Annotated in this window: 22 protein-coding genes; 9 read left to right on the plus strand and 13 right to left on the minus strand. The window is 70.1% G+C overall.

All coding sequences use genetic code 11. The features are described from left to right. Positions 1 to 64 precede the first annotated feature (64 nt). From ACK4SC_RS03485 to purD, 4 genes are all read right to left on the minus strand, one after another. The gene (locus tag ACK4SC_RS03485) at positions 65 to 859 is read right to left on the minus strand and encodes an SGNH/GDSL hydrolase family protein (protein ID WP_409614863.1); all 795 of its coding nucleotides are present in this window, start codon (positions 857 to 859) and stop codon (positions 65 to 67) included. An 11-nt stretch (positions 860 to 870) separates the two neighbouring features. Beyond that, the gene (locus tag ACK4SC_RS03490) at positions 871 to 1,773 is read right to left on the minus strand and encodes a VOC family protein (RefSeq protein WP_409614864.1); all 903 of its coding nucleotides are present in this window, start codon (positions 1,771 to 1,773) and stop codon (positions 871 to 873) included. 61 nt (positions 1,774 to 1,834) lie between these two features. After that, positions 1,835 to 2,641 (minus strand): phosphoribosylaminoimidazolesuccinocarboxamide synthase, encoded by an 807-nt coding sequence (locus ACK4SC_RS03495; protein WP_409615354.1) that lies wholly within the window; start codon positions 2,639 to 2,641, stop codon positions 1,835 to 1,837. Positions 2,642 to 2,718: 77 nt separating this feature from the next. Next, the gene (gene purD / locus ACK4SC_RS03500; protein WP_409614865.1) at positions 2,719 to 3,978 is read right to left on the minus strand and encodes a phosphoribosylamine--glycine ligase; all 1,260 of its coding nucleotides are present in this window, start codon (positions 3,976 to 3,978) and stop codon (positions 2,719 to 2,721) included. Between the two features lie 55 nt (positions 3,979 to 4,033). On the opposite strand from purD, the gene ACK4SC_RS03505 reads away from it, so the two are divergent. From ACK4SC_RS03505 to ACK4SC_RS03520, 4 genes are all read left to right on the plus strand, one after another. Continuing rightward, the gene (locus tag ACK4SC_RS03505; RefSeq protein WP_409614867.1) at positions 4,034 to 4,411 is read left to right on the plus strand and encodes a sterol carrier family protein; all 378 of its coding nucleotides are present in this window, start codon (positions 4,034 to 4,036) and stop codon (positions 4,409 to 4,411) included. 4 nt (positions 4,412 to 4,415) lie between these two features. Next, positions 4,416 to 4,781 (plus strand): hypothetical protein, encoded by a 366-nt coding sequence (locus tag ACK4SC_RS03510; RefSeq protein WP_409614868.1) that lies wholly within the window; start codon positions 4,416 to 4,418, stop codon positions 4,779 to 4,781. Between the two features lie 105 nt (positions 4,782 to 4,886). Continuing rightward, positions 4,887 to 6,836, plus strand: a complete 1,950-nt coding sequence (locus ACK4SC_RS03515; protein WP_409614869.1) for a choice-of-anchor G family protein — start codon at positions 4,887 to 4,889, stop codon at positions 6,834 to 6,836. Between the two features lie 105 nt (positions 6,837 to 6,941). Further along, positions 6,942 to 8,585, plus strand: coding sequence for a sigma-70 family RNA polymerase sigma factor (locus ACK4SC_RS03520; protein WP_409614871.1), 1,644 nt, complete (start codon positions 6,942 to 6,944; stop codon positions 8,583 to 8,585). 12 nt (positions 8,586 to 8,597) lie between these two features. On the opposite strand, the gene purF is transcribed toward ACK4SC_RS03520, so the two are convergent. Continuing rightward, positions 8,598 to 10,055: an amidophosphoribosyltransferase gene (purF, locus tag ACK4SC_RS03525; protein ID WP_409614872.1), complete on the minus strand. Its 1,458-nt coding sequence runs from the start codon at positions 10,053 to 10,055 to the stop codon at positions 8,598 to 8,600. A gap of 103 nt (positions 10,056 to 10,158) precedes the next feature. Here purF and purM point away from each other — a divergent pair, with 103 nt between their 5' ends. Further along, positions 10,159 to 11,265: a phosphoribosylformylglycinamidine cyclo-ligase gene (gene purM, locus ACK4SC_RS03530; protein ID WP_409614874.1), complete on the plus strand. Its 1,107-nt coding sequence runs from the start codon at positions 10,159 to 10,161 to the stop codon at positions 11,263 to 11,265. A 49-nt stretch (positions 11,266 to 11,314) separates the two neighbouring features. On the opposite strand, the gene ACK4SC_RS03535 is transcribed toward purM, so the two are convergent. Continuing rightward, entirely contained in the window at positions 11,315 to 11,506 is a 192-nt protein-coding gene (locus tag ACK4SC_RS03535; RefSeq protein ID WP_409614876.1) for a DUF3073 domain-containing protein, read from the minus strand. 158 nt (positions 11,507 to 11,664) lie between these two features. Here ACK4SC_RS03535 and ACK4SC_RS03540 point away from each other — a divergent pair, with 158 nt between their 5' ends. Continuing rightward, entirely contained in the window at positions 11,665 to 12,765 is a 1,101-nt protein-coding gene (locus ACK4SC_RS03540) for an NAD(P)-binding domain-containing protein (protein ID WP_409614878.1), read from the plus strand. A 67-nt stretch (positions 12,766 to 12,832) separates the two neighbouring features. Here ACK4SC_RS03540 and ACK4SC_RS03545 read toward each other — a convergent pair whose 3' ends face one another. From ACK4SC_RS03545 to ACK4SC_RS03555, 3 genes are all read right to left on the minus strand, one after another. Next, complete coding sequence (locus tag ACK4SC_RS03545) at positions 12,833 to 16,348, minus strand: carbohydrate binding domain-containing protein (protein WP_409614879.1); 3,516 nt, start codon at positions 16,346 to 16,348, stop codon at positions 12,833 to 12,835. Between the two features lie 125 nt (positions 16,349 to 16,473). Continuing rightward, positions 16,474 to 16,851: a fluoride efflux transporter FluC gene (locus ACK4SC_RS03550; protein WP_409614881.1), complete on the minus strand. Its 378-nt coding sequence runs from the start codon at positions 16,849 to 16,851 to the stop codon at positions 16,474 to 16,476. Beyond that, positions 16,848 to 17,321, minus strand: a complete 474-nt coding sequence (locus ACK4SC_RS03555; RefSeq protein ID WP_409614883.1) for a fluoride efflux transporter FluC — start codon at positions 17,319 to 17,321, stop codon at positions 16,848 to 16,850. The genes ACK4SC_RS03550 and ACK4SC_RS03555 overlap by 4 nt, the downstream gene beginning before the upstream one ends. Before the next feature lie 30 nt (positions 17,322 to 17,351). On the opposite strand from ACK4SC_RS03555, the gene ACK4SC_RS03560 reads away from it, so the two are divergent. Next, complete coding sequence (locus ACK4SC_RS03560; RefSeq protein WP_409614885.1) at positions 17,352 to 18,002, plus strand: hypothetical protein; 651 nt, start codon at positions 17,352 to 17,354, stop codon at positions 18,000 to 18,002. Here the strand turns inward: ACK4SC_RS03560 and ACK4SC_RS03565 are convergent. The 3 genes from ACK4SC_RS03565 to ACK4SC_RS03575 all read right to left on the minus strand — a co-directional run bounded on the left by ACK4SC_RS03565 (position 17,999) and on the right by ACK4SC_RS03575 (position 20,550). Further along, on the minus strand, positions 17,999 to 18,694 hold the full coding sequence (locus ACK4SC_RS03565) for a PadR family transcriptional regulator (RefSeq protein ID WP_409614887.1): 696 nt from the start codon (positions 18,692 to 18,694) through the stop codon (positions 17,999 to 18,001). The two genes, ACK4SC_RS03560 and ACK4SC_RS03565, sit on opposite strands and share 4 nt — an antisense overlap. Next, entirely contained in the window at positions 18,691 to 19,497 is an 807-nt protein-coding gene (locus ACK4SC_RS03570; protein WP_409614889.1) for a DUF4097 family beta strand repeat-containing protein, read from the minus strand. Before ACK4SC_RS03570 ends, ACK4SC_RS03565 begins: the two co-directional genes overlap by 4 nt. 354 nt (positions 19,498 to 19,851) lie before the next feature. Next, on the minus strand, positions 19,852 to 20,550 hold the full coding sequence (locus ACK4SC_RS03575; protein WP_409614891.1) for a YczE/YyaS/YitT family protein: 699 nt from the start codon (positions 20,548 to 20,550) through the stop codon (positions 19,852 to 19,854). Between the two features lie 61 nt (positions 20,551 to 20,611). On the opposite strand from ACK4SC_RS03575, the gene ACK4SC_RS03580 reads away from it, so the two are divergent. Beyond that, on the plus strand, positions 20,612 to 22,051 hold the full coding sequence (locus ACK4SC_RS03580) for a PLP-dependent aminotransferase family protein (RefSeq protein ID WP_409614893.1): 1,440 nt from the start codon (positions 20,612 to 20,614) through the stop codon (positions 22,049 to 22,051). A gap of 64 nt (positions 22,052 to 22,115) precedes the next feature. Then, positions 22,116 to 25,313 carry an efflux RND transporter permease subunit gene (locus ACK4SC_RS03585; protein WP_409614895.1) on the plus strand — a complete coding sequence of 1,066 codons (3,198 nt, stop codon included), beginning with the start codon at positions 22,116 to 22,118 and terminating at the stop codon, positions 25,311 to 25,313. Here ACK4SC_RS03585 and ACK4SC_RS03590 read toward each other — a convergent pair. Further along, positions 25,310 to 25,774 carry a GNAT family N-acetyltransferase gene (locus ACK4SC_RS03590; RefSeq protein WP_409614897.1) on the minus strand — a complete coding sequence of 155 codons (465 nt, stop codon included), beginning with the start codon at positions 25,772 to 25,774 and terminating at the stop codon, positions 25,310 to 25,312. The two genes, ACK4SC_RS03585 and ACK4SC_RS03590, sit on opposite strands and share 4 nt — an antisense overlap. Positions 25,775 to 25,785 lie beyond the last annotated feature (11 nt).

Raw genomic sequence — 25,785 nt, forward strand, 5'->3', positions numbered from 1 at the left:
ACCTCGATCCTGGACACCCTCAACCACTGCTTGAGACAGGCGCGCCGCCGGTCACCCCTTGGAATCAATCATCTAGGAGGTCAGCCACGGGCGAGGCGAGCGCGTCGGCGACCGCGAAATCGGCCCACTCTCGGTAGCCCTGCGCGCCGGGGTGGAACTCGTCAACGGCGAAGAAGCCCTCCGTGTAGGGCGGCGGGGGCGGCGACATGTGGGCGCGCGGGTGCGCGTCGATCAGGTCACGCGCCTCATGTTCGAGCGCCTGCGAGTGCCGGTACAGGGTCGAGCGTAACGGCTCGGGCAGCCCCCGGAAGCGGAAGAACGCGGGCAGCGACGACATCAGCAGCACGGCGTCGGGATGGGCGTCGAAGACGCGGTCGACGATGTGCGCAACGTCGCGGCGAAAGCCTCGGGCGCTGCGCACCGCGAGAGCGTCGTTCGCGCCGACACTCAGAAAGACGAGCGTCGTCTGCTCGCGCAGCGCCGGCCGAAGGTAGCGCCCGATCAGGTCGCGCGCCGTCGCTCCCGATCGACCGGATGCACGCCACAGCACCCGACGGTCCGTCGCCTCGGTGAGCGCGCGCGCCAACTGGCCGCCCAGCCCGGCGGCGGCGTCGTCGACCCCCACGCCCGCCGCCGTCGAGTCGCCGAGCACGAGCATCCGCACGGGATGCGCGTCGCTCTTGTCGCCGGTCGCTCCGCGCCACGGTCCAGGGGCTTCGGGGAGGATCGGGATGCGCTCGCGCAACTCGCGAGACTGCGGCACGATCACGGGCGCGAGCGCCAGCGCGACGGCGCGACTCACCGCGAGCCCGTCGCGAGAGAAGGTCGGCCGGTCGTGCTGGTCGTGGGGATCGCTCACGGCGCCCGATTCTAGGGGGTTGCGGTGACGCGCAGGAGGTTGCCCCAGGGGTCGTGCACGGTGACGGAGCGACCGTCGTCGGCAACGTCGAGACGGTTGTCGCGCATCCGTTCAGTGAGCTCACCCACGGCGTCGTCGTGGGGCAGCACGATCTCGACGAGTCCGAGCCCGAGGGTGGACTGACGCACGCCGGCGCCGCGGCTGCGCCACACGTTCATCGCCATGTGGTGGTGGTAGCCGCCAGCGCTCATGAAGACGGCCTGACCGCCGAGTTCGGCGGTCACGTCGAATCCGAGCACGTCGGAGTAAAACGAGCGCGCCGTGCCGACGTCGCCCACCGAGAGGTGCACGTGGCCGACCGATCCCGGCGTGGAGTGCGTGAGCGCGTCTTCGGTCAGGTGCTCGCGCAGGAAGGCGTTCGGGTCGAGGGGCAGCGTCGCCATGGCGACCCGGTCGCCCGTCCACTGCCACGCTTCGCGCGGGCGGTCCCAGTACAGCTCGACGCCGTTGCCCTCGGGGTCGTCGAAGTAGAAGGCCTCGCTCACGAGGTGGTCGGCCGAGCCGGTAAACCGATCGGGATGCGCCGTCGCCGTGCGGTACACCGCGCCGGCGAGAGCGGCCTGCGACGCGAACAGAATCGCCGTGTGGAACAGGCCCGCCTCGCGCGGGCCGGCGTGACACAGGCTCGGACGGTGACGGAGCACCACGACCGGGTTCGGCGGAGTGACGACGGTTCCCGTGGCCGTGTTGGCCACAACGGCCGGGCGCCCGAGGCTGACGGTGTCGCTCGACGCGGCGAGCACCTCCAGGCCGACCGCGTCGCGGTAGTACCCGGTCATGAGGTCGAGGTTCGCGACGTCCAGGGTGACGGCGCCCATCGATAGCTCGGCGGGCAGGATGTGCTGATCGGGCATGCGGGGGTAACGCTGTACACCCCCGGGGTATTCCGCGCCGCGCCGTCGACGCGCCGGGCTGTTAGGCGGTGAGGCGGTCGATCAGTTCGCGGTAGCGCGCGGCGGCCTGCTCGACGATCTCGACCGGCAGGCGCGGCGGAACGCCCTCACCGTTCCAGTTGGCGGCGAGCCAGTCGCGTACGATCTGCTTGTCAAAGCTCGCTAGGCGGTCGGGGCCTCCTGCTGCGTACAGCGTCGCGTCCCAGTAGCGCGACGAGTCGCTCGTCAGCACCTCGTCGGCGAGGGTGAGCTCGCCGGTGTCGGGGTCGTCGCCGAACTCGAACTTCGTGTCGGCGAGGATCACGCCACGCGATTCGGCGACCGCCGATGCGCGCGTGAAAATCGCGAGCGACGCATCCCGCAGCGCGGTGGCGACCTCGCTGCCGACCAGTTCGACCGAGCGATCGAAGGTGATGTTCTCGTCGTGCTCGCCGTACGGAGCCTTCCAGGCCGGGGTGTAGATCGGCTCGGGCAGCCGGTCGCCGTTCGATAGCCCGGCGGGAAGCTCGATGCCGCAGACGGTGCCGCGCTCGCGGTACTCGGCCCAGCCGCTGCCGACCAGATAGCCGCGGACAACACATTCCACCGGGTGCATGAGCAGGCGCCGCACGATGACGGCGCGGTCGGCAACAGCCTCGGGGACGACACCCGTCGGGTCGAGGTGATTGGCCATCGGCAGCTGCGCGAACCACCAGCGGCTCAGCTGGGTCAGCAGCGCCCCCTTGCCGGGGATCCCTGGCTCGAGCACGTGGTCGAAGGCGCTCACGCGGTCGCTCGCGACCATTAGGACGCGGTCGGCCTCGGCGAGACTGGATGCGCCCTCCGGCATGTAGAGATCGCGCACCTTGCCGCTGTACGCGTGCACCCACCCCGGAAGCTCGGCCGCGGCGACGGCGTGACCGACGGTCACGACGCGGCCGGGTCCACGCGGGCGGCGATGTCGCGACGCACCTGGCCGCCCTCCAGCCCGATCAGATCGATGGCACGGTAGACCCGCTCGCGCGCGACGGTGAAGTCGGGGCCGGTGGCGACGACGCTGAGCACGCGCCCGCCGGTGGCAACGAAGCCGTTGTCTCCGTGCGCGGTGGCGGCATGGCACAGGTGCACGCCCTCAACGGCGGCCGCCTCGGCAAGCCCGGTCAGCGGTCGGCCCGTGTGCGGCGTGTCAGGGTAGCCCTCGCTCGCCAGCACGACCGTCACCGCAACGTCGTCCGAGAACTGCGGGGCGGGAGCGCTCGCCAGCGTTCCTGTCGCCGCGGCGAACAGCAGGGTCGACAGTGGCGTCGTCAGGCGCGGCAGAACGACCTGGGTCTCGGGGTCACCGAACCGGGCGTTGAACTCGATGACCCGCACGCCGGTGGCGGTGAGGATGAGGCCGCAGTACAGCAGCCCGATGAACGGCGTGCCCTCAGCGGCGAGCTGGCGAATCGTGGGTTGAGCAACCGACTGAATGACCTCGTCGACGAGGCTCTCCGGGGCCCAGGGCAGCGGTGAGTACGCGCCCATGCCGCCGGTATTCGCACCCGTGTCTCCCTCGCCGATGCGTTTGTAGTCTTGCGCCGGGCTGAGCGGCACGACGGTCGACCCATCGCTGAGCAGAAACAGGCTGATTTCTTGGCCAGACAGGAACTCTTCGACGAGCACCCCGCCCTGCTGCAGATAGTGCTGCGCGTGCGCGAGGGCGGCGGCGCGGTCGTCGGTCACGATGACGCCCTTGCCCGCGGCCAGCCCGTCGGCCTTCACCACGTAGGGCGCGCCGTAGGCGTCGAGCGCGTCCTCGACCTCGGCGATCGTCGCGGCCCGCACGGCGCGGCCGGTCGGCACGCCCGCGGCCTCCATGATGCGCTTCGCGAACGCTTTCGACCCCTCCAGCTGCGCGGCCTTGGCGCTCGGCCCGAACACGGCGATACCCCGCGTGCGCAGCGCATCGGCAACGCCAGCCACCAGCGGCGCTTCGGGCCCGACGACAACCAGCTCAATGTCGTTTTCGATCGCGTAGTCGGCGACAACGGCGCCCTTCGTCGGGTCAAGCGCGACGGTGTCGACCGCCTCGGCAATGCCGGCGTTGCCCGGCGCGGCGACGATGTCGTGGCCAGCGTCCTCACGGAGCAGAGCGGTGATGATGGCGTGCTCGCGCGCACCCGAGCCGAGAACGAGAATCTTCACCCGGTCAGCCTACCGACGCGGGGCGCGACCAGCGCTGGGCCGTTAGCCTCGTCGCATGCCCCGCCCGCGCATCCCGCAGCTCGATGGCGAGGCCGCGCTCGCGGCCGCGCTCGCCGACCTCGACGGCGCTGATCGCGCGACGCTCGCGACGGCCAGCCGGTACGTGCTGCAGGTGCTCGGCGACGAGCATCCCGGTCGCAGCGTTGAATTGCGCGTCCCCCCATTCGGAGCCGTCCAGCTCATCGCGGGCCCGCGGCACACCCGCGGCACTCCGCCGAACGTCGTCGAAATGGATGCGCGCACCCTGATCGCGGTGGCCTCTGGTCGCGAGGAGTGGGCAGGCGCCGTTCGGGATGCTCGCATCCACGCCTCCGGATCGCGCAGCGACCTCTCGGCCCTGTTCCCGATCGCCCAGGTGAATCAGCCACAATAGGCGCGTGAGCGACCAGACCCCCGCGCCGGAACCCGGCGAGCGTGAACAACTGAGCGTGCGCCGCGCCCCGAAGATCGGCGCCTTCATGGTGGTGGGTGGGTTTCTCGGATTCGTGGCGACGCTCATCGCGACCGTGTCGGTGCCGACCGACCCCACATCGCAGGTGGGTCTGGGCACGCTCGTCGCCTACTTCTCGCTCTACGGCATTACCGCCGGCGTCGTCGTCGGCGCGCTGATCGGCATCGCCCTCGACCGGGTGTCGCGCAAGCGCGCCCGCACCCTCGAGGCGGTGCACGAGGTCGTCGACCCCGCGCCGATCGAGGCGCAGCTCGATGAGGCTGACGACACCGACGAGCCTCGCAGGTCGTAGTCCAAAAATTTTTCTCGTCTCGCGCGTCATAGTTGGCGCACGATTTCGTCTACCCCCATAAGAGGGGTGGCGATGGCGTCACCCCGCTGGTGCAGGGAGACGATGATGACGACAACAACCACGGCGCGCAGGCGCCGACAGGTCGCGGCCCCCGTGGCCGCGAGCGCACTCGCGGCAGTGCTCGTCGCGACCGGTGCTGCGAGCCCGGCGGCCGCAAACGACCAGCCGGAGGCCGCGGTGAGCGTCCACGCTCAATTCCTTTCCGGCACCGTCGCCGGAATTGATCTCGATCGGCTGGTGACTCTGGGCTCCGCCTCGGCCAGCAACGACGGCACCGAGCCCGAGTCGCGCGAGGTGAACCCGCTGACCATTGGGGCGCTCGGAACGACCATCGTCGACCTCCCGCACGGCGTATCCGTCGACATCGGGTCGATCATCTCGGGCGGGGTCGTCGGGCAGGCCGCCGTTGCCGCACCCGACGGGTTCGCCGCAGCGGCCAGTGGGGCGATCGGTTCCGGTGGGGCCGTTGGACTCGGCCCGGCCTCGGACGGCGTGACCGGCGATCTCACGCTCGACCTGCGTGCCGCGCTCGGCGCGTCGCTCGCCGACGCGATCGCCGACGTCGACCTTCGGCTGCGCGCGATCCAGGCGAGCGCCGAGGTGACCGGCGGGGTCGCCGACAGTGACTACTCCCTCGCGGGAGCCCAGCTGCGTCTCACTAGCCCAGCAGTCGCGCACCTCGGCGCGACCGTGTACTCCGCCGTTGACGCCGTTACGTCACGCCTGCAGCGACTGAGCGGTCGTGACGGTCTCATCGCCGCCGAGGTGGCGGCCTCGCTTGACGGCGTTCTTGCCCCCGTCGGAGTTCGCGCCGACGTCGACGTCTCGATTGACGCTGATCTGCGGGGCGCTGTCGCTGCCCTGCTGCAGTCGCGGTACTCCGCACAGGGCATCACGGTGGATCTCGAGAGTGGCCACATTGTGCTCGACCTCGAGGCGCTCGCCGGGGGGACGCTCAACGACCTGCCTCCGCACACCGAGCTCGTGTCCGCGCAGGCGCTGTCCCCCGTGCTGTCAGGGGTCACCGGATCGCTTGCCGACCTGGCCGACCAGATCGTCGCGGCGGTTGCCGCAGAGCTCGATGACGCACGCCTCACCGTGAGCGCAACGGCGCACCTGCTCACCCCACAGGAACCCACCTCGCGTGACGAGTGCCGTGACGTCACCTCGGTAGTTCCCCGGTCGTCGAGCACGAGCGGATCGTCGGGTGGCCTGGTCGGGGGACTCCTCGGGGGTGTGCTTGGAGGTGTCGGTGACATCGTCGACGACACCCTTGAGACGGTGACGCGCACGGTCTGCGAAACCATCGTCGTTCCGCGGGCTGACCTCACGACCGCGCTTGACCTGCTTCTCGAAGCCCGCCTCGCGACCGCGCGCGAGGGTCAGCTTTCCGTGGTTCGTGCCGAGCTGACCGTGCTGGGAGCGAGCGTCGCCCTGCCCGTGTCCGTCATCGACGCCCGAATCGGCGCCGTTGTCGGAGCCGAGCTGTTCGGGCCGGACGGAGCGATCGTTGCGCTCGAACGGCGCCTGCAGAGCGACCTCGTCGATCCGGCGCTCAATGCCCTGCTCGGCTCGACGGGCGCGCACGCGCTCGCGCAGCTGCTTTCGGTGCAGGTCAACGTGGTCGACCGTTCGGCGACCGGCGCGGCCGTCACCCAAACGGCGGTGCGCGTCGCGGTGGCGGGCGGCTCGGTGCTCGATCTGCGTCTGGCAACGGCCTCGGTGGCAGCGGCCGGGCCGGCTGGCGACGACGGTGATGGCGGCCCCGGGGGTCCGGGTGGGCCCGGATCCGGGGATGGCGACGCAGCGGGCCCCGGCCTGCCCGGCTCGCCCGCTGATGGGGCGACGCCCGTGCCCGTGTTCGGGTCCAGTTCTGACCGCCTCGCCATGACCGGCGCATCGATCCTCCTGGCACTGCTCATTGCTGCTGGCCTGCTGCTCGGAGGGGCCGCGCTCAGCCGAATGCGACGCGCATCGGCGCTCGCGCTGGCCTAACCCAGGCGTGTGTGGGGGCGCCCTGCCGCCCCCACACACCTGGGGATGACGCGCACGACCCTCAGCGACGACGAGTACTCTTCGATTTCCGCGAAAGGAGCGCTCATGCCCTCCCGTCGAGTGCAGAGCATCACCCGGTCAGACGCCGAGCTGATCTCCCGTGTGCGGCGCGGCGACCGGTCCGCCTTCGCCGAGCTCTATCGGCGCCACCACGGGGCGGCCCGGACGGCCGCTCGCGGCTTCCGCGGTCTGGATCCCGATGACCTCGTTGACGAGGCGTTCCTGCGCATTGTGGTGTGCATCCGTTCGGGAAAGGGGCCGCGGGAAGCGTTCCGGCCCTACCTGTATCGCACCGTGCACAACGTCGCCGTCGACTGGCTGCGAACGCCGTCGGCGATCACGGTGGGCGACGACGCCGAGTGGGAGGCGCTGGAGGCGAACGATCGCGACCTCGGCACCGACGACCCCGCCGACGCGGCGATCGAGCGCACGCTGACGGCGCGCGCCTATCGCAGCCTGCCCGATCGGTGGCAGGCCGTGCTCTGGTACACCGAGATCGAGGGCATGGACCCCCACGAGGTAGCACCCCTGCTGGGCCTGACCGCGAACGGGGTTGCGGCCCTGGCGTACCGCGCGCGCGACGGTTTGCGCACGGCGTGGCTGCAGGCGCACGTGACAAGCGACGGTTTGAGCGGAGAGTGCCGGTGGGCGGCCGAGCGCACCGCGCGCGGAGCCCGCGGGGCATTGCGCGCGTCCGAGGCGCGACGCCTGAGCGATCATCGCGCTGAGTGCGCGCGCTGCGCCATCATCGCCGAAGAGATTGACGATCTGGGGGCTCGACTGGCGCTCGTCGCGGTGCCGCTCGTGCTGGGCGGCGTCGCGGGGGCGGCCTGGCTGACGTCGCGGGCAACGGGCGAGGTCGCGGCACTCGCGACGCCGGCGGGGGCCATGGTTCCTCCAGACACCTCTGTGCTGTGGGCAAGCGCGTCAGCGGGCTCGGCAGCGGGTTTCGGGTCGAGCACCGTGGCCGGTCTCGCCGCGCCGGCTCTGCTCGTGGGCAGCCTCGTCGTGGCGTCGGTCAGCATCGTCGCTCCTGACGCGGCCGTGTCTCCGCCAGCGGTGACGAGCGCCGCGCACGACGAAAATGCGGCGCCCGCCGAGCCGCAGAGTCTCACCGCGGTGCCCGAACGCGACCCCCGCGCTGGCGACGAGGCGCACGCGCGTGACGGCGTCGCCGACCGTGACGAGACGCCCGTCGTCGACGGCGTGGTCGGCCGGCCCCCCACGGGCGACACGCTGGAGGCCCCCACCACCGCCGCGGAGCGCGAGGCTCAGGCGCTGCGGGAGGTTGTCGACGGGGCACTGTCGACCGTCGTTGGCGGCGAACCGCCGCCCGGCCACACGGCACCCGGCGGAATCGTCGGTGCCGACGTGACGCTTGATCTCACGGGTACCGCGACACCCGGGGCAGCGCTCTCGCTGCAGGCAGCCGGCCAGGTGTACGCCACCACGACCGTGGCCGCCGACGGAACCTTCACGCTTCACGCGACGGCGCTGCCGACGGGAATCGAACGCCTCGACCTCGTGCAGGCGGTCGACCGCGCCTACCTGCAGAGACTCTTGCCCGACGCCGGCCGGCTTCTCGGGGGCGTCCTCGGAGCCCTCGACGGGGCGCTGGATGCCCTCATCGCTCCGATCACGGTCGTCACGCAGAGCGCACCGGGCATCACGATCGACGTGGGGCCCTGAGCGACCCGACGACTAGCTGTTCTGGTTCGCCTCGACCCAGTCGAGGTACTCAGCGCTGACGGTTCCCGTGACGTAGTCGCCCGTGAAGCAGCTCATCTCGAGCTCGCTGATGTCGGTGCCCTCGACGATGGCCGCCTGCATGTCGGCGACCTCCTGGTAGATGAGGTGGTCGGCTCCGAGCTCCCGAGCGATGTCGGGAATCTTGCGGCCGTGCGCGACCAGCTCGCGCGACGTGGGCATGTTGATGCCGTACACGTGCGGGTAGCGCACGGGGGGAGCCGCCGAGGTGAAGGTCACCTCGTTCGCGCCCGCGGCGCGCGCCATCTCCACGATCTCGCGCGAGGTGGTGCCGCGCACGATCGAGTCGTCGACGATGAGGATGTTCTTGCCGCGGAACTCGCTCGACATGGCGTTCAGCTTCTGCTTCACGCTCTTCTTGCGCTCGGCCTGCCCGGGCATGATGAACGTGCGGCCGACGTAGCGGTTCTTGTAGAAGCCCTCGCGGTACTCGATGCCGAGCTTCTGGGCCACCTGCATGGCTGCCGGCCGCGACGAGTCGGGAATCGGCATGACCACGTCGATGTTTCCCGTCGGCGCGTACTGCGCGATCGTGTTCGCCAACCGATCGCCGAGCCGCAGCCGCGCCTCGTACACCGAGATGCCGTTCATGATCGAGTCGGGGCGGGCGAGATACACGTACTCGAACGAGCAGGGGATCAGGCGGGGGTTCGCGGCGCACTGGCGCGACACCATCTGGCCGTCCGGCGAGATGAAGACCGCCTCGCCGGGAGCGAGGTCGCGCACGACCTCGTAGTCGCCCGCCTCCAGCACCAACGACTCACTCGCCACGACCCACTCGTCGCCGGCGAGCCCCGAGGTGCGGCGGCCCAGAACGAGCGGGCGGATTCCGAACGGGTCGCGGAAGGCCAGCAGTCCGTGCCCGGCGATGAGGGCGATGGCCGCGTACGACCCCTCGACCCGCTCGTGCACGCGGGTGATGGCGGCGAACACCTGGTCGGGGTCGAGGTCGCCGCCAGACACCTGCTGCTGCAGCTCGTGCGCGAGCACGTTGACGAGCAGTTCGGTGTCGGAATTGGTGTTCAGGTGCCGACGGTCGATCTCGTTCAGCTCGCGGGTCAACTCTCGCGTGTTCGTGAGATTTCCGTTGTGCACGAGGATGATGCCGTACGGCGCGTTGACGTAGAACGGTTGCGCCTCTTCTTCACTGGAGGCGGTGCCGCGCGTGGCATAGCGCACGTGCCCGAGGCCCATCGTGCCGAGCAGCGAGCGCATGTCGCGGGTGCGGTAGGCCTCGCGCACCTGACCCTTGGCCTTTTTCATGTGCAGAACGCGCCCCTCGGCGGTCGCGATACCCGTCGAGTCTTGGCCGCGGTGCTGCAGCAGCGCCAGAGCGTCGTAGACCTGTTGATTGACGGGGCCCGACGAGACGAGGCCGACGATGCCGCACATGGAGTTTCGCGCGCTCCTGGAAAGACCGGGGATTCGGCCCGAGCGGGCCGGCTCCAGTCTCGCACACGCGCTCATCCGCGCACGCCGCCGGTACGCTGGCCGGGTGACCGAGAGCGCATCGAGTAGCTACGCCGCCGCCGGAGTCGACACTGCAGCGGGTGACCTCGCGGTCGAACTGATGAAGTCGGCGGTGGCCGCCACCCACGGGCCGAACGTGCTCGGCGGGGTCGGCGGGTTCGCCGGCCTCTGGGACGCCTCGGCGCTGACCGCGTACCGCAAGCCGTTGCTTGCCACGAGCACGGATGGCGTCGGCACGAAGGTGGCGATCGCGCAGGCGCTCGACATTCACGACACCATCGGGCAGGACCTCGTCGCGATGGTCGTCGACGACATCGTCGTTGTCGGCGCCACGCCGCTGTTCATGACCGACTACATCGCCTGCGGCAAGGTTCACCCCGAGCGCATCGCCGACATCGTGCGCGGCATCGCGAATGCGTGCGCGGCAACGGGCACGGCTCTGGTCGGCGGCGAAACCGCCGAACACCCCGGGCTCCTCGGCCCCGACGACTACGACGTTGCGGGCGCCGCGGTCGGGGTGGTGGAGGCCGACGAGGTGCTCGGCCCCGAGCGGGTCACCGACGGCGACGTCGTACTGGCGATGGCGAGCTCGGGCCTGCACTCGAACGGCTTCTCGCTCGTGCGGCACATCCTTGCGCAGCGCTCCATCGCGTTCCACGACGAGCTCGCCGAGTTCGGGGGCGTCGTGGGCCGCGCGCTGCTCGAGCCGACCCGGCTGTATACGGCGCCGATCCTCGAGGCGCTCCGCGAGCATCCCGGCGGCATTCACGCGCTCAGCCACGTGACCGGCGGCGGCATCGCCGCGAACCTCGCGCGGGTGCTGCCGCGGGGTGCCTGGGTCGAGGTCGACCGGTCGACCTGGAGCCCGCCCACGGTCTTCCGCGTGCTGGCCGACCTCGCGGGCGACAGCCTCGAATCAACCGAGGGAACGTGGAACCTCGGGCTCGGGATGCTCGCGGTCGTTCCCGCCGAGCACGCGTCCGCGATCACCTCTGCCCTCACCGCCCGGGGCCTGCCCACCTGGCAGGTCGGGGTCGTCTCGACGTCCTCACACGACCTGAGTGGATTCGAGCAGGGCGCCAAGGGTGTCGACGGCGGCGCGGTGCGCCTCGTCGGCAGCTACGCGGGCTAACGCGAAAGGCCCGCCGAGGCGGGCCCTGACGCGTGAGACGGCGACGCGATTACGCGGTACGCGGCGTCTCGTCGAGGTCGTCGTCTTCGTCGTCGAACTGGTCGGCCCACTTGTCGACGTACGGGTCGTCGTTCTTCGACGCGAGCTCGCGCTCGAGCGCGCTCAGGTTGGTGTCGGGGCTGAAGTACTTCAGCTCACGCGCCACCTTGGTGTGCTTTGCCTTCTGGCGACCGCGCCCCATACGTGACCCCCCTCACAGGTTGGTCGGCGGGCGGGAACTCCGCAACGCAGCGCCGACGTGGGACTGGATGAAAACTAGCGAGCACTCTACCACGGAGGGATGCTCGTCCCGGGGGATCGCTGAGCATCCGCTGAGGGCGAACGACTAGCGTATAGCCCGTGACGGACGCCGAACTCAGCACCTCGTGCATCGTCATCGGGGCGGGCCAGGCCGGCCTCAGCGTCGCCTACTATCTGCGCCGCCTCGGCCTCGAGCCGGGCGAAGAGTTCGTGCTGCTCGATCGCGGCCCCTCGACGGGTGGAGCGTGGCAGCACCGCTGGGAGGCGCTCAAGCTCGGCTCGGCCCACAGAGTGAACGATCTGCCCGGCATGGACGAGCTGGGCCTGAGCTTCTCGACCGCCGACCACAGCGTGCCCGCGCGCGACGTCGTCGCGCAGTACTACGCCGCGTACGAAGAGCACTACGGGCTGCAGGTGGTGCGCCCCGCCGATGTGACGCGCGTGACCGATCTCGGCAAAGACCTGATCGTCACCTTCGACACCGAGGCCGGTGAGCTCGAGTTGCGCGGCGCAACCATTGTGAATGCGACGGGCACGTGGGGCGCCCCCTTCGTGCCGCACTACCCGGGCGTGCGCAGTTTCGCTGGCCGGCACGTGCACACGAGCGCCTACACGGATGCGCGTGACTTCGACGGCCAGGACGTGGTGGTCGTCGGCGGCGGCACCTCCGCGATCGGCTTCATCCTCGAACTCGAGGGGGTGGCGAACTCGATCACCTGGGCCACGCGGCGTCCGCCCGAATTCCTCGACGGTGCAGAACTTGATGTTGAGGGCGCCGAGAAAGCGGTGGGCATGCAAGACGAGGCGGCTCGCGCCGGACGCGCGCTGCCGAGCATCGTCAGCGGCACGGGGGTGCCCCGCACCCGCAAGATCCAGGCGGCGATCGATCGGGGCATCCTGGAGACACGGGGAATGTTTGCGCGCATCGAACCCGATGGCGTGCGCTTTCCCGACGACAGTTTTCAGCGCGCTGACGCCATCATCTGGGCGACCGGGTTCCGGCCCGAGCTGCGGCACCTCGCGCCCCTCAAGCTGCGCGAGAAGGAGGGCGGTGTCACGGTCGACAGTTATCGCGTCGCCCGCGACCCGCGCCTGTTCTTCGCCGGCTACGGCCCTGCGGCGTCGACGATCGGTGCCAACCGCGCCGGCCGCAACATCGCCCGCCAGGTCGTCGCCCAGCTGAGCCGCATCGGCCGCTGAGGCCGCGACACGACAGACGGGCCGGGGTTTCCCCCGACCCGTCCGTCACTCGCGGTTGCTCGACGAGCTACCCGATGGCGCCCCGCCGACGCTGGGCGGCGCGAGCCGCGGCCAGGCCGCCGAGCCCGAGCAGTGCGAGCGCGAGGGCGATGAGGCCGCCGATCTCGGCGCCCGTGCGGGGAAGCGGCGTCGCGCTACCGGCGTCGGCCTGCTCGGTGCCGCCGGTTCCACCGGTGCCGCCGGTGCCATCCGTGCCGCCGGATCCATCGCCGTCGCCGCCGACGGTGCCGCCGTCGCTGTCGCCCGAGCCGTCATCGCCGGCCCCATCCTCCGCGGGGATGACGTCGGTGAGGGCGATCTGGTCGATGCTCGTCTCGCCCGCGGCGGCGAACGTGAACGCGTACCCCAGCACGGCGCTCGCGTCGAGCACGTGACTGCTCGCCGCCGTGAGCCCGCCTGCCGAGATGGCCGGCTGCACGTCGCCGACCGGGCCGAAGGCGCTGAACGGCACAACGACCTGCTGCCATCCCGCGCCGTCGACCTCGACGGTTGCCTCCCACTGTTCCGTCACCGGCGGTGCCTGGTAGACGCGCACGTAGTCGACGAGCATCGATGCCGGAAGCTCGAGGTCGTCTCCCAACGGTCCGCCAAAGTTGCCCCCCACGGCGACGTTCGTCAGCAGCGAGAACGGGTGCTCGAAGACCCACTCGTTCGGCGCCACGTCGGCCGGAGTCGCGCGGTGGTACTCGATGCCCTCGACGTACCAAACGATCTCTTCCGGGGTCCAGTCGACGGTGAAGGTCAACCAGCGTCCGGGTACGGGCTCGCCGAAGTCGTAGACGTTTCCGAACGACTGTCCGCCGGCGTAGCCGGGGCCGTGGATCGTTCCGAAGATCTCGTTCGGCAGGCGGCCAACGAACTCCATGATGTCGATCTCACCCGTCTGCGGCCAGCCCACCTCGCGGAAGTCGGTGCCGAGGCTCCAGACGGCCGGCCAGATTCCGGTGCCGCCGGGAACCATGACGCGCGACTCCATTCGGCCGTACTGGAACTCCTGCTTGCCCTCCGTGATGAGTCGCGCCGAGGTGTGCGTGCACGGTCCGTACCAGCACTCGAGCTCGGTCGTCGCCGGGTCAACCTCGCGGACCGTGATGACGAGGTTGCCCTCGCCGTCGAGCGCGGCGTTGTCGGTCGAGTCGGTGTAGTACTGGAACTCGTCGTTGCCCCAGCCCCAGCCGCCGGTTTCGTACGTCCAGTTCTCGGGGTTGGCGCGCGCGCCCGCCGGGCCGTCGAACTCGTCGCTCCACGCGAGCTCCCAGTCGTCGGCCGTCGTTCCGGCGTAGGTGACCGAGCCGGTGGTCAGTCCGACGGTCACCTCGCGCTCGCCCTCTGTGGCGTAGTGCCAGAAGGTGAGGCCGTCGGCGCTCGACCAGTCCTGGCTGGCCGGGAAGCTGCGCGTGATGCCGCTACCCGGCGCGTGGTCGATGTCGAGCACACCCTCGAACGCGCCCTGACCGGGCACCGCGTCGGGATCGGTGGAGGCGATCTCGCGCTGGTCGATGAGCGCGCCGCCGTCGACGTCGAGCAGCCACGGGAAGCTCTCAAAGTCGTCGATCAGGAAGGGGTCCTTCTCGTCGTTGTCGCGGATGCTCACGGTCGCCGTCGAGATGCGGCCCAGCTCGATCGACGGGTTCGACAGGCGAATGATGAACGTTTCGTCGACCTCCCACTTGTCGTCGTCGATCGTCGGAACCGTGATGGTCGCCGTCTGCTCACCCGCCGGGATCGTGACGGTGCCGCTCGTCGGCACGAAGTCGCGGTTCGCGGTCGCCGAGAGGTCTTCCGTCGCCGTGCGGGCGGTCGTCTCGAGCGCCTCGAAGTCGACCGTAACGTCCTCGTCGGTGACGCGGTTGAGGCGCACAATCGCCGTCGCGTCGTCTCCCTCGGTGACGACGTAGCCCGCACGGTCGAACGCGACCGCGAGGGGCGCCTCGGCGCGCTCGCCGTACAGCAGCACGTCGTCGACGTAGTAGGTCACCTCACCCGGCGTGCGCAGCGCACCGATGGCGTAGCCGTGAATCTCGGTCAGCGTGAAGCCGTCGTTGGGCGCTCCGTTGCCGATCTCTTTGCGGGTGAAGTCGTCGAAGTTGAAGGTCAGGAAGCGCCAGCCCGTCCAGTCGTCCGAGAAGGCGACGCTGAAGCGCTCGGCGTCGTCACGGGTCGAGTCGGGGGTGCGGTTGTCGATCACGTCGACGAAGAGGCTCGTGCCGGTGCCGTTGCCGTACATCCAAAAGCCCATGCCCTCGAAGGTGCTCCAGTCTTGCGTGACCCACGTGTCGAGGGCGTCGTTCGGGAAGGCCCGCACGACGACGCCGAAGGCGTTGACGGCAAACGTGCCGCGCAGCACCGTGTTGCCCTCGTCGCTGCCGGGAACCGGCGCGGGCGGGGTCGTTGACTGGCCGTAGCTCATGGTGGTGCCGCCGTCTTGGGCTTGCAGCCAGCCGATGTCGATCGTGCCGTCGCGGCCCTGGTCGAGGGGAGCCTCCATGTCGTCGACCAGCTGTGTGCGGCCCGCGGGAGGCCCGACGACCTCGCCGTCGTTGTCGATGATCTGCACCGTGGCGGTCACGGTCGTGCCGAGAGTGGCGTTCACGGGGTCGCTGATCGTGACGGTGAACGTCTCGGTGTCCTCGGCGAGGTCGTCGTCGATCGTGGTCACCGACACGGATGCTCGGGTCGAGCCCGCCGGAATCGTCACGGTCTCCGAGACGGCCACGTAGTCATCGCCGGCGGTCGCCGTGCCGTCGGCCGTGTCTACCGCGACCGTGACATCGTCACCCGTGGCGAAGCCGAGCACGACGTCGAGCGTGACCGTGCCGCCTTCGACGACGGTGGCGGTCGCGGGGGTGATGGTTACTGCCGGAGCAAGGTCGTCTGCCGAGAACAACTCGATGTCGTCGAGAAGGATGGTCTGCTCGCCCGTGATGGCGGGGAATGCGATGGCCTGTACGAGGTCGAGCCCGAAGCCGTCGTTCGGGGCGCCGTCCTCCTGGAAGAACGATGACCGCTGGAAGTCGGCCCACGACAGTTCGACCGTTCGCCATCCGTTGTCGTCGCGGCCCGCGGGGGCGACGTCGTCGGTGATGACGTAGTCGAAGCGTTCGACGACGGGATTGCCCGCGCTGCCGTCGGAGATCTCGAAGCGGAACTGCTCGCCGTCGCCGGCCCCGCGGAACGAGAAGCGAATGCCGTCGAACACCGAGAAGTCTTGCGGAGTGTCGAACGCGTAGCCGATCCCCCCGAAGCCGAAGGAGCCGTTCACCGTCCACCCGTACGACAGGGCTCGGTTGGTGCCAGACTGCCCCGGTTTGGCGCGCGTATCGCTCTCGGGAATCTCGACGATGCCCGACCCGGCGTCACCGAATTCGAAGCCGCCGGAGGGTACGACGGTGTCGTAGTCGGCGATCACGGCCGTCGTTGCGGCGACGGCCGGGGTCATGCCGAGAGCGATGGGTGCGAGGAGGGCACCCGCCGCGACGGTGGCGAGGGTTCGCCGCCGGAAGGTTCGCGTTCGATGTGACATGCAGCAACTCCGTTGTTCTCGATGCCCCTCGTTGGACATCGCGAGTTACCGTAGGCAGAATGAGAGCGCTCTCACAGTCCGCATTTTGGGGGACTTTGTCCCCCGAATGGGGGACAATTGACGGGTCAGGTTCCGAAAATTGCGCTGGCGGTGCCGACGGCGACGGCGCCGAGCGCAACGGCCAGCGTTCCCGCGACGAGGTTGACGAGCATCCCGCCCACCGCGCGCCGGGCGCGGCCGTCCATCACCAATTGCACCGTTTCGACGCTGAGCGTGCTGAACGTCGTGAGCCCCCCGCAGAACCCCGTCACCACCACGATCAGTACGGCCGGATCGTCAATCGCGCCCATCGCCGCACCCGAGATCAGTGACCCCACGACGTTCACCAGCACGACGGGGCCCGGCGGGCGTTCACGCCCCGCCAGCGCGACCGTGATGACGTAGCGCAGCACGGCGCCGAGGGCGCCACCCGCGGCCACGGCGAGCGCGAGGGCGGGAGTCACTCGTCGCTCCCGTCGGTGACCGCCGACGAGCCAACGTGGCCGGGTCGCCGACCGAGCGCGAGCCCCGCGACCGCGGCGCCGAGGCCGAGCGTCAGCGTCAGGACGACAGACACGACCGCCTCGAGCACGGCGCCCGACAGCACCAGGGCCCACAGGGAGTCGGTCAGCGCCGAAAAGGTGGTGAATGAGCCGAGCAGGCCGGCCCCGAGCCCCGCGCGGCCCCAGACCGGGAGTCGACCCCAGGTCGCCGCGATCAGTAGCCCCAAGAGAAACGAGCCGACGACGTTCACCACGAGGGTGCTGAGCGCCAGCTGCTGGGGAGTGTGCGCGATCGCCAGGTCGACGCCGAGGCGCGCACCCGTGCCGACAAAGCCGCCCGCGAGCACCGCGACGACGGCAGCCGGTGACAGCGGACGCGCCCTCCGTGCGGGCGCCGAGCGGGCATCCATAATGCTGCCGAGCCTAGCCACGCGCGCGGTCTCGCCTCGTACACTGGCGGCATGCGTTCGCGTCGCCTACCTCGCCGCCGTCCGGTGCGCTGGGGATGGGTGATCACGGGCACGGTCGCGCTGGTACTGGGGGCTCTCGTCGCCTGGGTCGCGCTGCCCATCCTGTTCCACACCCCGCAGGGCTCCAGCGGCCAAGCCCGCGTCGACGGGTTCCCGACAAGCGTCACCGCCACCGGCGACGACGGCCTGACGCGCACGCTCAGCGCGGCCAGCGAGACGGGCGGAGCGATCGACCTCTCGGCCATCTCCGAGGGCGACCGCATCGTCGTCACCGGCGACGGGTACGTGCCGAATCGGGGTATCTACGTCGCCATCTGCGCGATCCCGGCCCAGGTCGACGGCCGACCCGGCCCGTGCCTCGGCGGCGTGCCCGACCAGACGGAAGAAGACCTCGTCGAGGGCAGTGTGCAGTGGGCCCCCTCGAACTGGATCAACAACGAATTCGCCTGGCGCATCTTCGGCGCCCGCGCCTTCGACGACCGCGACTCCGGCTCGTTCACCGCGTATCTGCTCGTTGGACCGCCCGCCGACGAGGCCGTCGACTGCGCCGTCGTCGAGTGCGGCATCTACACCCGCAACGACCACACGGCCTCCACCGACCGGGTGCAAGACCTGTACCTGCCGGTGGCCTGGGCCGACTAGCGCAGGCCTTCCGACACCTCGGCGCGCAGCGTCGAGAGTGCGGCAGCGAGCGCGTCGACGGCGGCCGCGTCCAGCGGGCGTCCGGCGGCGATCGCGCGACGCAGGTCGGCCCGAACCTCCTGACGGAAATCGGCGAGCAACGCCTCGGCGCGGGCCAGCTGCGCCCTCGACTCGGAGCGCACCTCCGTCGTGCCGCTCGGCGGCGTCGACGATGCGGGCGGCGCGTCGGGCGCGCTGGGAGTGCCGCGTGCATCCCGTGCTGCGTCGGCGGCGGCTCGCGCTGCCCCGCGCGTCTCATCGCGGGCCTCGCGGGCCGCGGCGGCAAGCTCGGCGCGCAGGCTCGCCATCGCGTCTGACACGGATGCGCGCACCTCGTCGGCGAGACGGCGCACGCTATCGCCCACCCCCTCCTCGATCGAGTCGAGCTCGGCCCGGCGCGCGTCGAGTTCGGCGCGACCCGCGTCCGTCAGGGAGTAGACGGTGCGGCGTCCGTCGGCGTCGGCCTTGGTGACGAGGCCCTCGGCCTCGAGCTTCGCGAGCCGCGGATAGATGGTGCCAGCCGACGGCACGTAGGTTCCGCCGAAGCGATCGCTGATCGCCTGGATGATCTCGTAGCCGTGCATGTCGCGCTCGTCGAGCACCGACAGGAGGTAGAGGCGCAGGTGGCCGTGGCCGAAGACGGGCGGGCTCACGAGGCGACCCGCTCCGCGTGCACGACCGACACGTCGCCCGACACGGTGCTCGCCACCACCTCGGTGAAGCGCCCATGCAGCTCGCCGAAGCGGCCCTCGTATTGCCCCCGCACACCGGTGACGCGGGCGTCGTCGAGCTGCAGCGCGCCCGACAGCGTCGTGATGCGGTACTGCGTGGGCACGTCCGCATCGAGGCGCACGGTCAGGTCGCCGCTGACGCTCTTCTGCGAGACCATGTCGGGCAGCCCGTGCAGGTCGACGAAGGTGTCGCCCGAGACGGTGTTGCCACGGAACCGAAACACCTCGCCGCTGACCGTCAGGTCACCCGACACGGTCTTCGCCGACACGTCGCCGTGGTGGCCGCGCACCGACACTTCGCCGCTGACGGCGTTGACGTTGAGGTCGCCGACCACACCGTCAACGACGACGTCGCCGCTGACCGTGCTGATCGACACGTCGGAGTGCAATCCGCTGATCAGCGCGGTTGCCGTTACGACGCCGAAGGTGAGGGCCGCGCTTCGCGGAACGAGAATGCTGACTTCGGCCTTCGACGAGCCGCGGTAGCTGCGGAACATGTCGAGAAACTCGGTCCAGCGCTTGTCGAGGTGGTCGACGACCAGCCGGTCGCCTTCGAGTGCGATCTTCAGATCACGTCCCGTGACGCCGTGTACCTCGATGCGCGCGCCGGGCTCGTCGTGGGCGACGATGTCGACCTGCCCCCCGATGAGGCCCACCTTGACGCTGCGCACGAGCTCGAGGTCGATCGTGGTCGGATCGCTGACGATCCAGGTTTCTTGCGCCATGCGCGGCTCCTTCCGGCGTTCCCACTCGGGATGCTCATATCGCGATATATCGCGTCTGTGCGAAACACGATATATCGCGTGTCGAGCGCGCGCAAGACCCCCGCACAAGACCCCCGCACAAGACCCCCGCACAAGACCCCGCACGCAGAACCGGCGGGGGTGAGGCCTGGAACCCTCACCCCCGCCGGGGTGCGACCCGCCTGAACCGGGCCGCCCGCCGCGCGGAGCACCCCGCGGCGGAGTCGTGATGCTAGCTCAATCGGGTAGGTACGCGCCCGTAACCATCCCGTTCAACGAGTTCGAATGTTGCGACAATGGCCCACGCGCTGAGCGCGACGAGGGCAACGACCACGGTCATGCTCCTCCTCCCCTCCCGCCCGGAACAGGCTGGCTGGCGGCGGAGGCGCGCACGCTTCCGCGCTGCCGCCGCGGCGCGTCCGGCAGGCGCAGACGCGGCAGGGTGACACCCACCATCGGGCCGATGAGAAGCGCGAAGGCGACCGTGCCGAGCCCGACCGTGCCCCCGAGCATCCACCCCGTGGCGAGCACGGTGACCTCGACCCCCGTGCGCACCGCCCAGATGGGCCAGCCGAATCGGGCGTGCGCCCCCGTCATGAGGCCGTCGCGTGGGCCGGGCCCGAAGCCGGCGCCGATGTACAGCCCGGTGGCGAGGGCGAGCAGCGCAAGGCCTCCGAGAAACACGACCCAGCGCGCGATCAGCGACTCGGGCGTCTCGACGACGAGGAGGGTGAGGTCGATGACGGGGCCGATCACGATGACGTTGAGCACCGTGCCGATGCCGGGCCGCTGCTTCAGGGGTATCCAGAGCAGCAACACGACAATGCCAATAAGCACGGTCATCAGGCCAATTGGAACACCCGTCGTCACCGACCAGCCCTGGGCGAAGACCGTCCAGGGGTCGAGCCCGACGTGGGCAGAGATCATCAGGCCGATGGCGACACCGTACAGAACGAGGCCGATCACCAACTGCGACCAGCGGCGCGCGGGATGCACGGCGCGCGCCGGGACTGTCGCTGTGGGTATCGAGGCCATGCCAGCAGTCCACAGCACTATTGGCCTGTTTTCAAGAGGCCAATCACGCTAAGGTGGCCGCATGGCGACCATGACGACAACGCTCAGCGCGCGGGCGCTCAGCGCCCTGCTGGGGGAATGGCGCTCGCACAGCGGCACCCTGGCGCAGGCGCTGTCCGACCGCGTGCGGCTGCTCATTCTCGACGGACGCATTGCCCTCGGCGCGCGTCTGCCCGCCGAACGCCAGCTTGCCGATCACGAGGGCGTCAGCCGCACCACGGTCGCCGCAGCGTACGCGCGCCTGCGCGATCTCGGCTACCTCGTCAGCCGTCGCGGCTCCGGCAGTGTCGCGGCGTTGCCCGCCGGTGACGCCCCGGCATTCGACATCGTCGACCGCCCCGACCTGCTCGACTTCTCCAAAGCCACGCTGCCCGCCCTGCCGGCGGTCGTCGAGGCCGCGGCCGCGGCGGTCGAACGACTTCCTCACCATCTCGGTCTGGCCGGGTTCGACCTGTTCGGGCTCGATGAGCTTCGTGCCGCCCTCGCCGACCGCTACAGCGCGCGCGGCCTCCCGACAACGCCCGAGCAGATCCTCGTCACCCTCGGCGCGCAACACGCGATCGCGCTCATTGCCACCGCCCTGATTGGCCGCGGCGACCGCGCGCTGGTCGAGAACCCGAGCTACCCGCACGCGCTCGAAGCGTTGACGGCGGCGGGCGCTCGACTCGTGGGTGTGCCAGTGAGCGCCGACGCCGGATGGGATGACGACGCCTTCGCGCAACTCTTTCCCCGTTCGGCGCCGAGCGTTGCGTACCTCATGCCCGATGTGCACAACCCCACCTGCCGCATCATGCCCGACGAGCAGCGCGCTCGCGTCGCGGCGCTCGCCGAGCGCCACGGAACGCGCATCATCGTCGACGAGACCATGGCCGACCTCGCGTTCGACGGCATCAGCCGCCCCCCGATGGCCGTGCACAGTTCGCGCATCATCACGGTGGGTTCGGTCGGCAAGAGCGTCTGGGGCGGCATCCGGCTCGGGTGGATCCGCGCCGACCGCGACACGATCTCTGAGCTGGCCCGCGCCCGCCCGCCGGGCGACCTCGGCTCTCCGACGCTCGAGCAACTGCTGCTGCTGGAACTCCTGCCGCGCTACGACGAGCTCGTCGGCGAGCGCCGCGAATTGTTGCGCCGCGGCGAGGCCCTGCTTCGCGAACTCGTCACGCGCCAGTTGCCGGACTGGCACCTCCCGCAGATCGACGGTGGGCTCGTGCTGTGGACGAATCTGGGGCGGCCGGTCGCAAGTGAGTTCGCTCTGCTCGCCCGCTCCGAGGGCGTTCAGATCGGGGCGGGCCCCCGCTTCAGCGTCGACGGAGCCTTCGAGCGGTACATCCGGCTGCCGTTCTGCTACCCCGAACCGCTGATCCGCCGGGCCGTCGACGGCCTGGAACGCGCCTGGCTGCGGCTCGATGGCGGAGCGCACCGAGCACTCCCCTCCGACGCCCTCGTCGACGCGGTCGTCTGACCGATCGGTCGAATTCGCGGCGCGCACTCACGCGCCGCTTTGGCAACGTCCAGTAACTACTGGGATGCTGACCGGCGATGACCGCGCGTCGCGCGCCGCAATCCCCGCCACCACCCCACGTGTTCACCCGGAGTCGCCCGTGTTCCAGCTGTCGGCCTTCAGCCTGCGTAACCGGGCGCTCATCGCGCTCGTCACGATCGTCGTGGGCATCTTCGGCGGTATCGCCCTCACCAGCCTGAAGCAGGAACTGATCCCGTCGATCGCGTTCCCGCAGGTGCTGATCATCAGCCAGTACCCCGGCGCAGCCCCCGACGCGGTCGAACAAGACGTGTCGACGCCGATCGAGAACGCGATTCAGGCGGTCGACGGCTTGGAAGCATCCGATGCGACGTCATCGACGGGGTTCTCGATCGTGACGGCGCAGTTCACCTTCGGCACCGACATCGCCCGCGCGGAGCAGCGGGTGCAGCTGGCGGTCAATCGCCTCGACCTGCCGTCCAATGCCGACGTGCAGGTCATCACGGGATCGATCGACGATCTGCCCGTCGTGCAAGTGGGCGTCACCAGCGACCTCAGCGAAGGCGAACTGGCCGCGGCGCTCGACGTGCAGGCCGTGCCCGAACTCACCGACATTGAGGGCGTTCGCGAGGTCACCGTGTTCGGGGCGGTCGGTGACCGCGTCGAGATCACGATCGACGACGACGCCCTCGCCGAACGAGGCCTCACCCGCGGTGACGTGGTCGACGCGCTCGACGCGTACGGCGTGCTGTTGCCCGCCGGCACGATCACCGAGAACGACCGCACCCTCGCGGTGCTGACGGGCGTGCGCATCGACAGCGTCGACGCTCTGGCGGCCGTTCCCCTGCTCGCCGACGAGCCCGAGATCACGGCCGACGGCACCTTTGTCGTCACGACGATCGACGACGTCGCCGACGTGGCGATCGTCAGCAACCCGGTCGACAACCTGTCGCGCATCAATGGCGAGCCTGCGCTGACGCTCGGCATCACGAAGACGCCAGACGGCAACACCGTTGACGTTTCGCGCGCCGTACAAGATGCCCTGCCGGCGATCGCCGCGGCCATCGGCTCGGGCACCGAGTTCACCGTCGTCTTCGATCAGGCGCCGTTCATTGAAAGCTCGATCGAGGCGCTCGCGATCGAGGGCTCGCTCGGCCTCGTCTTCGCCGTCATCGTGATCCTCGTCTTCCTGCTGTCGGTTCGCTCGACGCTGGTCACGGCCGTGGCGATCCCCACGTCGATCCTGCTCACCTTCATCGGCATGCAGGTCGCGGACTACTCGATCAACATCCTGACGCTCGGGGCCATCACCATCTCGATCGGCCGCGTGGTCGACGACTCGATCGTCGTCGTCGAAAACATCAAGCGGCACATGGCGCTCGGTGAAGAACGCATGCAGGCGATCACCAACGGTGTGCGCGAGGTGGCGACCGCCATCACCTCGTCGACGCTCATCACCATCGCCGTGTTCCTTCCCCTCGCGCTCGTCGGCGACATCACGGGCGAACTGTTCCGACCGTTCGCCCTGACCACCGCCATCGCGCTCGGCGCCTCCCTCTTCACCGCACTCACGATCGTGCCGGTGCTCTCGTACTGGTTCCTGCGCACCCCGAAGGCGGGGTCGCAGGCACCCGCCATGAGCTTCGAGGAGGAGTCGGCGAACCCGACCCCGCTGCAGCGCGGCTACCTGCCGGCCCTGCGGTTCAGCGTGCGCCGGCCGGTCGCGACCCTGCTGCTCGCACTGCTGGTGCTCGGCGGCACGGGCGCGCTCGCCACCCAGCTGCAGACGAATTTCATCGGCGACAGCGGGCAGAACACGCTGACCGTGCGACACAGCGTCGACACCGCCGCCAGCCTCGACCGGCTCGACGAGGCAGCGGCCGTGGTCGAGGAGACGCTCTTCGAGATCGAGGGCATCGAGACGGTGCAGTCGTCCATCGGTCAGGGCGGCGGCATCTTCGGCTTCCTCGGCCGAGGCAGCGACATCACCTACTCGATCACGACCGACGAGCGTGCCGACCAGGCAGAGCTGCAGCAGGAGGTTCGCGATCGGCTGTTTGCCCTCGACGGTGTTGGCGAGCTCACCGTCCGCTCGGCCGATCAAGGCTTCGCCTCCTCCACGATCGATGTCGAGATCTTCGCGCCCAACCAGGAGGCGCTGCGCGAGTCCGCAGAGCGGGTACTCGATGCGGTGCGCGACCTCGAGGTGACGGCCGAAGCATCCAGCAACCTCTCCGAGACGCAGCCGTACATCGCCATCGAGGTCGACCGTGAGGCGGCGGCCGAGGTGGGGCTCACCGAGGCCGCCATCGGCGGGCTCGTGGCGCAGGCGATGTTCCCCGCGCCCGTCGGCGAGGTCGTCATCAGTGACACGACCCTCGAAGTCTTCCTGCCGAACGACGATGCCCCCGTCACGATTGCCGAGCTGCGCGACTTCACGCTGCCCACGGCGACCGGGCCGCTCGCCCTCAGCGAGGTTGCGGTGGTCGAGGAGGCCCTCGGGCCCGAGTCGATCACGACCATCCGCGGCATCCGCAGCGCCACCGTCAGCGTCACCCCGTCGACGCAGGACATCGGAAGCGCCTCCGCCATGGTGGCCACGGCCCTCGACGACATCGAGCTGCCCGACGGCGCCCGCGCCGAGCTCGGCGGTGTCGCTGCTCAGCAGGCCGATGCGTTCCAGCAGCTGGGCCTCGCCCTGCTCGTCGCCCTGCTGATCACCTACGTGATCTTGGTCGCGACGTTCAAGAGCCTCCGCCAGCCGTTGCTCCTGCTCGTTTCGGTGCCGTTCGCCGCGACGGGCGCGATCCTCCTGCAGGTCATCGCCGACATTCCGCTCGGCGTGCCATCCCTCGTAGGCGTGCTCATGCTGATCGGCATCGTCGTCACCAACGCGATCGTGCTCATCGACCTCGTCAACCAGTATCGCGAGGGCGGCATGACGGTGCGCCAGGCCGTCATCGAGGGCTCGGTGCGTCGACTCCGCCCCGTGCTGATGACCGCGGCGGCGACGATCTTCGCGCTCGTGCCGCTCGGCCTCGGCATCACCGGCACGGCCGGCTTCATCTCCCAGCCGCTCGCCGTCGTCGTGATCGGCGGACTCGTGTCGTCGACGCTGCTGACCCTCGTCGTGCTGCCGGCGCTGTACTGGCTCGTCGAGGGTGCGCGCGAACGTCGCGATGAGAAGCGTGCCGCCCGCGAGGCGGCGGCGCTCGCCGCGGAACGCGCGATGACCTCCGACTAGCAGCCGTCGAGCTCGAGCGCCATACAGTGGCTGAAGTTGTCGCCGACGTACGGGCCGAAGTTCTCGATCCGCACGTACCCGCGCCGCTCGTACAGGCTGATCGCCGCGAGCTGTTTGGGGCCGGTCTCCAGCAGGATGCGCGCGGCGCCGAGCGTGCGCGCGTGCCGTTCCAGCGCATCCATCAGCATCGTGGCGGCTCCGAGGCCGCGGGCCTCGTCGCGCACGAAGAGTCGCTTGATCTCGGCCGTGCCGTCGCGGCCGTCGACGAGCGCGACCATACCGAGCGCGGCACCGCCGTCACTGCGGGCGACCCAGACGGTCACGCCGTCGGCCGCGAGCTCGGACGCGTTCAGCAGATAGCACGAGTCGGGCGGGTACAGGCTCAGCGCGTAGCGAGTGCCCTCGTCGAGCATGGCCTGCACGTCCGGTTGCTCGGCGGGCTCGATGGCGACGGTCGTCACGGGGCCAGCGT

This window comes from Microcella sp. (assembly GCF_046293215.1).
Lineage (GTDB): Bacteria > Actinomycetota > Actinomycetes > Actinomycetales > Microbacteriaceae > Microcella.

Excerpts from the sequence above, each read along its gene's own strand:
- ACK4SC_RS03490 (WP_409614864.1), bottom strand. The coding sequence starts at position 1,773 with ATGCCCGATCAGCACATCCTGCCCGCCGAGCTATCGATGGGCGCCGTC.
- ACK4SC_RS03495 (WP_409615354.1), bottom strand. The coding sequence starts at position 2,641 with ATGCCGGAGGGCGCATCCAGTCTCGCCGAGGCCGACCGCGTCCTAATG.
- ACK4SC_RS03505 (WP_409614867.1), top strand. The coding sequence starts at position 4,034 with ATGCCCCGCCCGCGCATCCCGCAGCTCGATGGCGAGGCCGCGCTCGCG.
- ACK4SC_RS03515 (WP_409614869.1), top strand. The coding sequence starts at position 4,887 with ATGACGACAACAACCACGGCGCGCAGGCGCCGACAGGTCGCGGCCCCC.
- ACK4SC_RS03520 (WP_409614871.1), top strand. The coding sequence starts at position 6,942 with ATGCCCTCCCGTCGAGTGCAGAGCATCACCCGGTCAGACGCCGAGCTG.
- purF (WP_409614872.1), bottom strand. The coding sequence starts at position 10,055 with ATGTGCGGCATCGTCGGCCTCGTCTCGTCGGGCCCCGTCAATCAACAG.
- ACK4SC_RS03535 (WP_409614876.1), bottom strand. The coding sequence starts at position 11,506 with ATGGGGCGCGGTCGCCAGAAGGCAAAGCACACCAAGGTGGCGCGTGAG.
- ACK4SC_RS03545 (WP_409614879.1), bottom strand. The coding sequence starts at position 16,348 with ATGTCACATCGAACGCGAACCTTCCGGCGGCGAACCCTCGCCACCGTC.
- ACK4SC_RS03560 (WP_409614885.1), top strand. The coding sequence starts at position 17,352 with ATGCGTTCGCGTCGCCTACCTCGCCGCCGTCCGGTGCGCTGGGGATGG.
- ACK4SC_RS03570 (WP_409614889.1), bottom strand. The coding sequence starts at position 19,497 with ATGGCGCAAGAAACCTGGATCGTCAGCGATCCGACCACGATCGACCTC.
- ACK4SC_RS03575 (WP_409614891.1), bottom strand. The coding sequence starts at position 20,550 with ATGGCCTCGATACCCACAGCGACAGTCCCGGCGCGCGCCGTGCATCCC.
- ACK4SC_RS03580 (WP_409614893.1), top strand. The coding sequence starts at position 20,612 with ATGGCGACCATGACGACAACGCTCAGCGCGCGGGCGCTCAGCGCCCTG.
- ACK4SC_RS03585 (WP_409614895.1), top strand. The coding sequence starts at position 22,116 with ATGCTGACCGGCGATGACCGCGCGTCGCGCGCCGCAATCCCCGCCACC.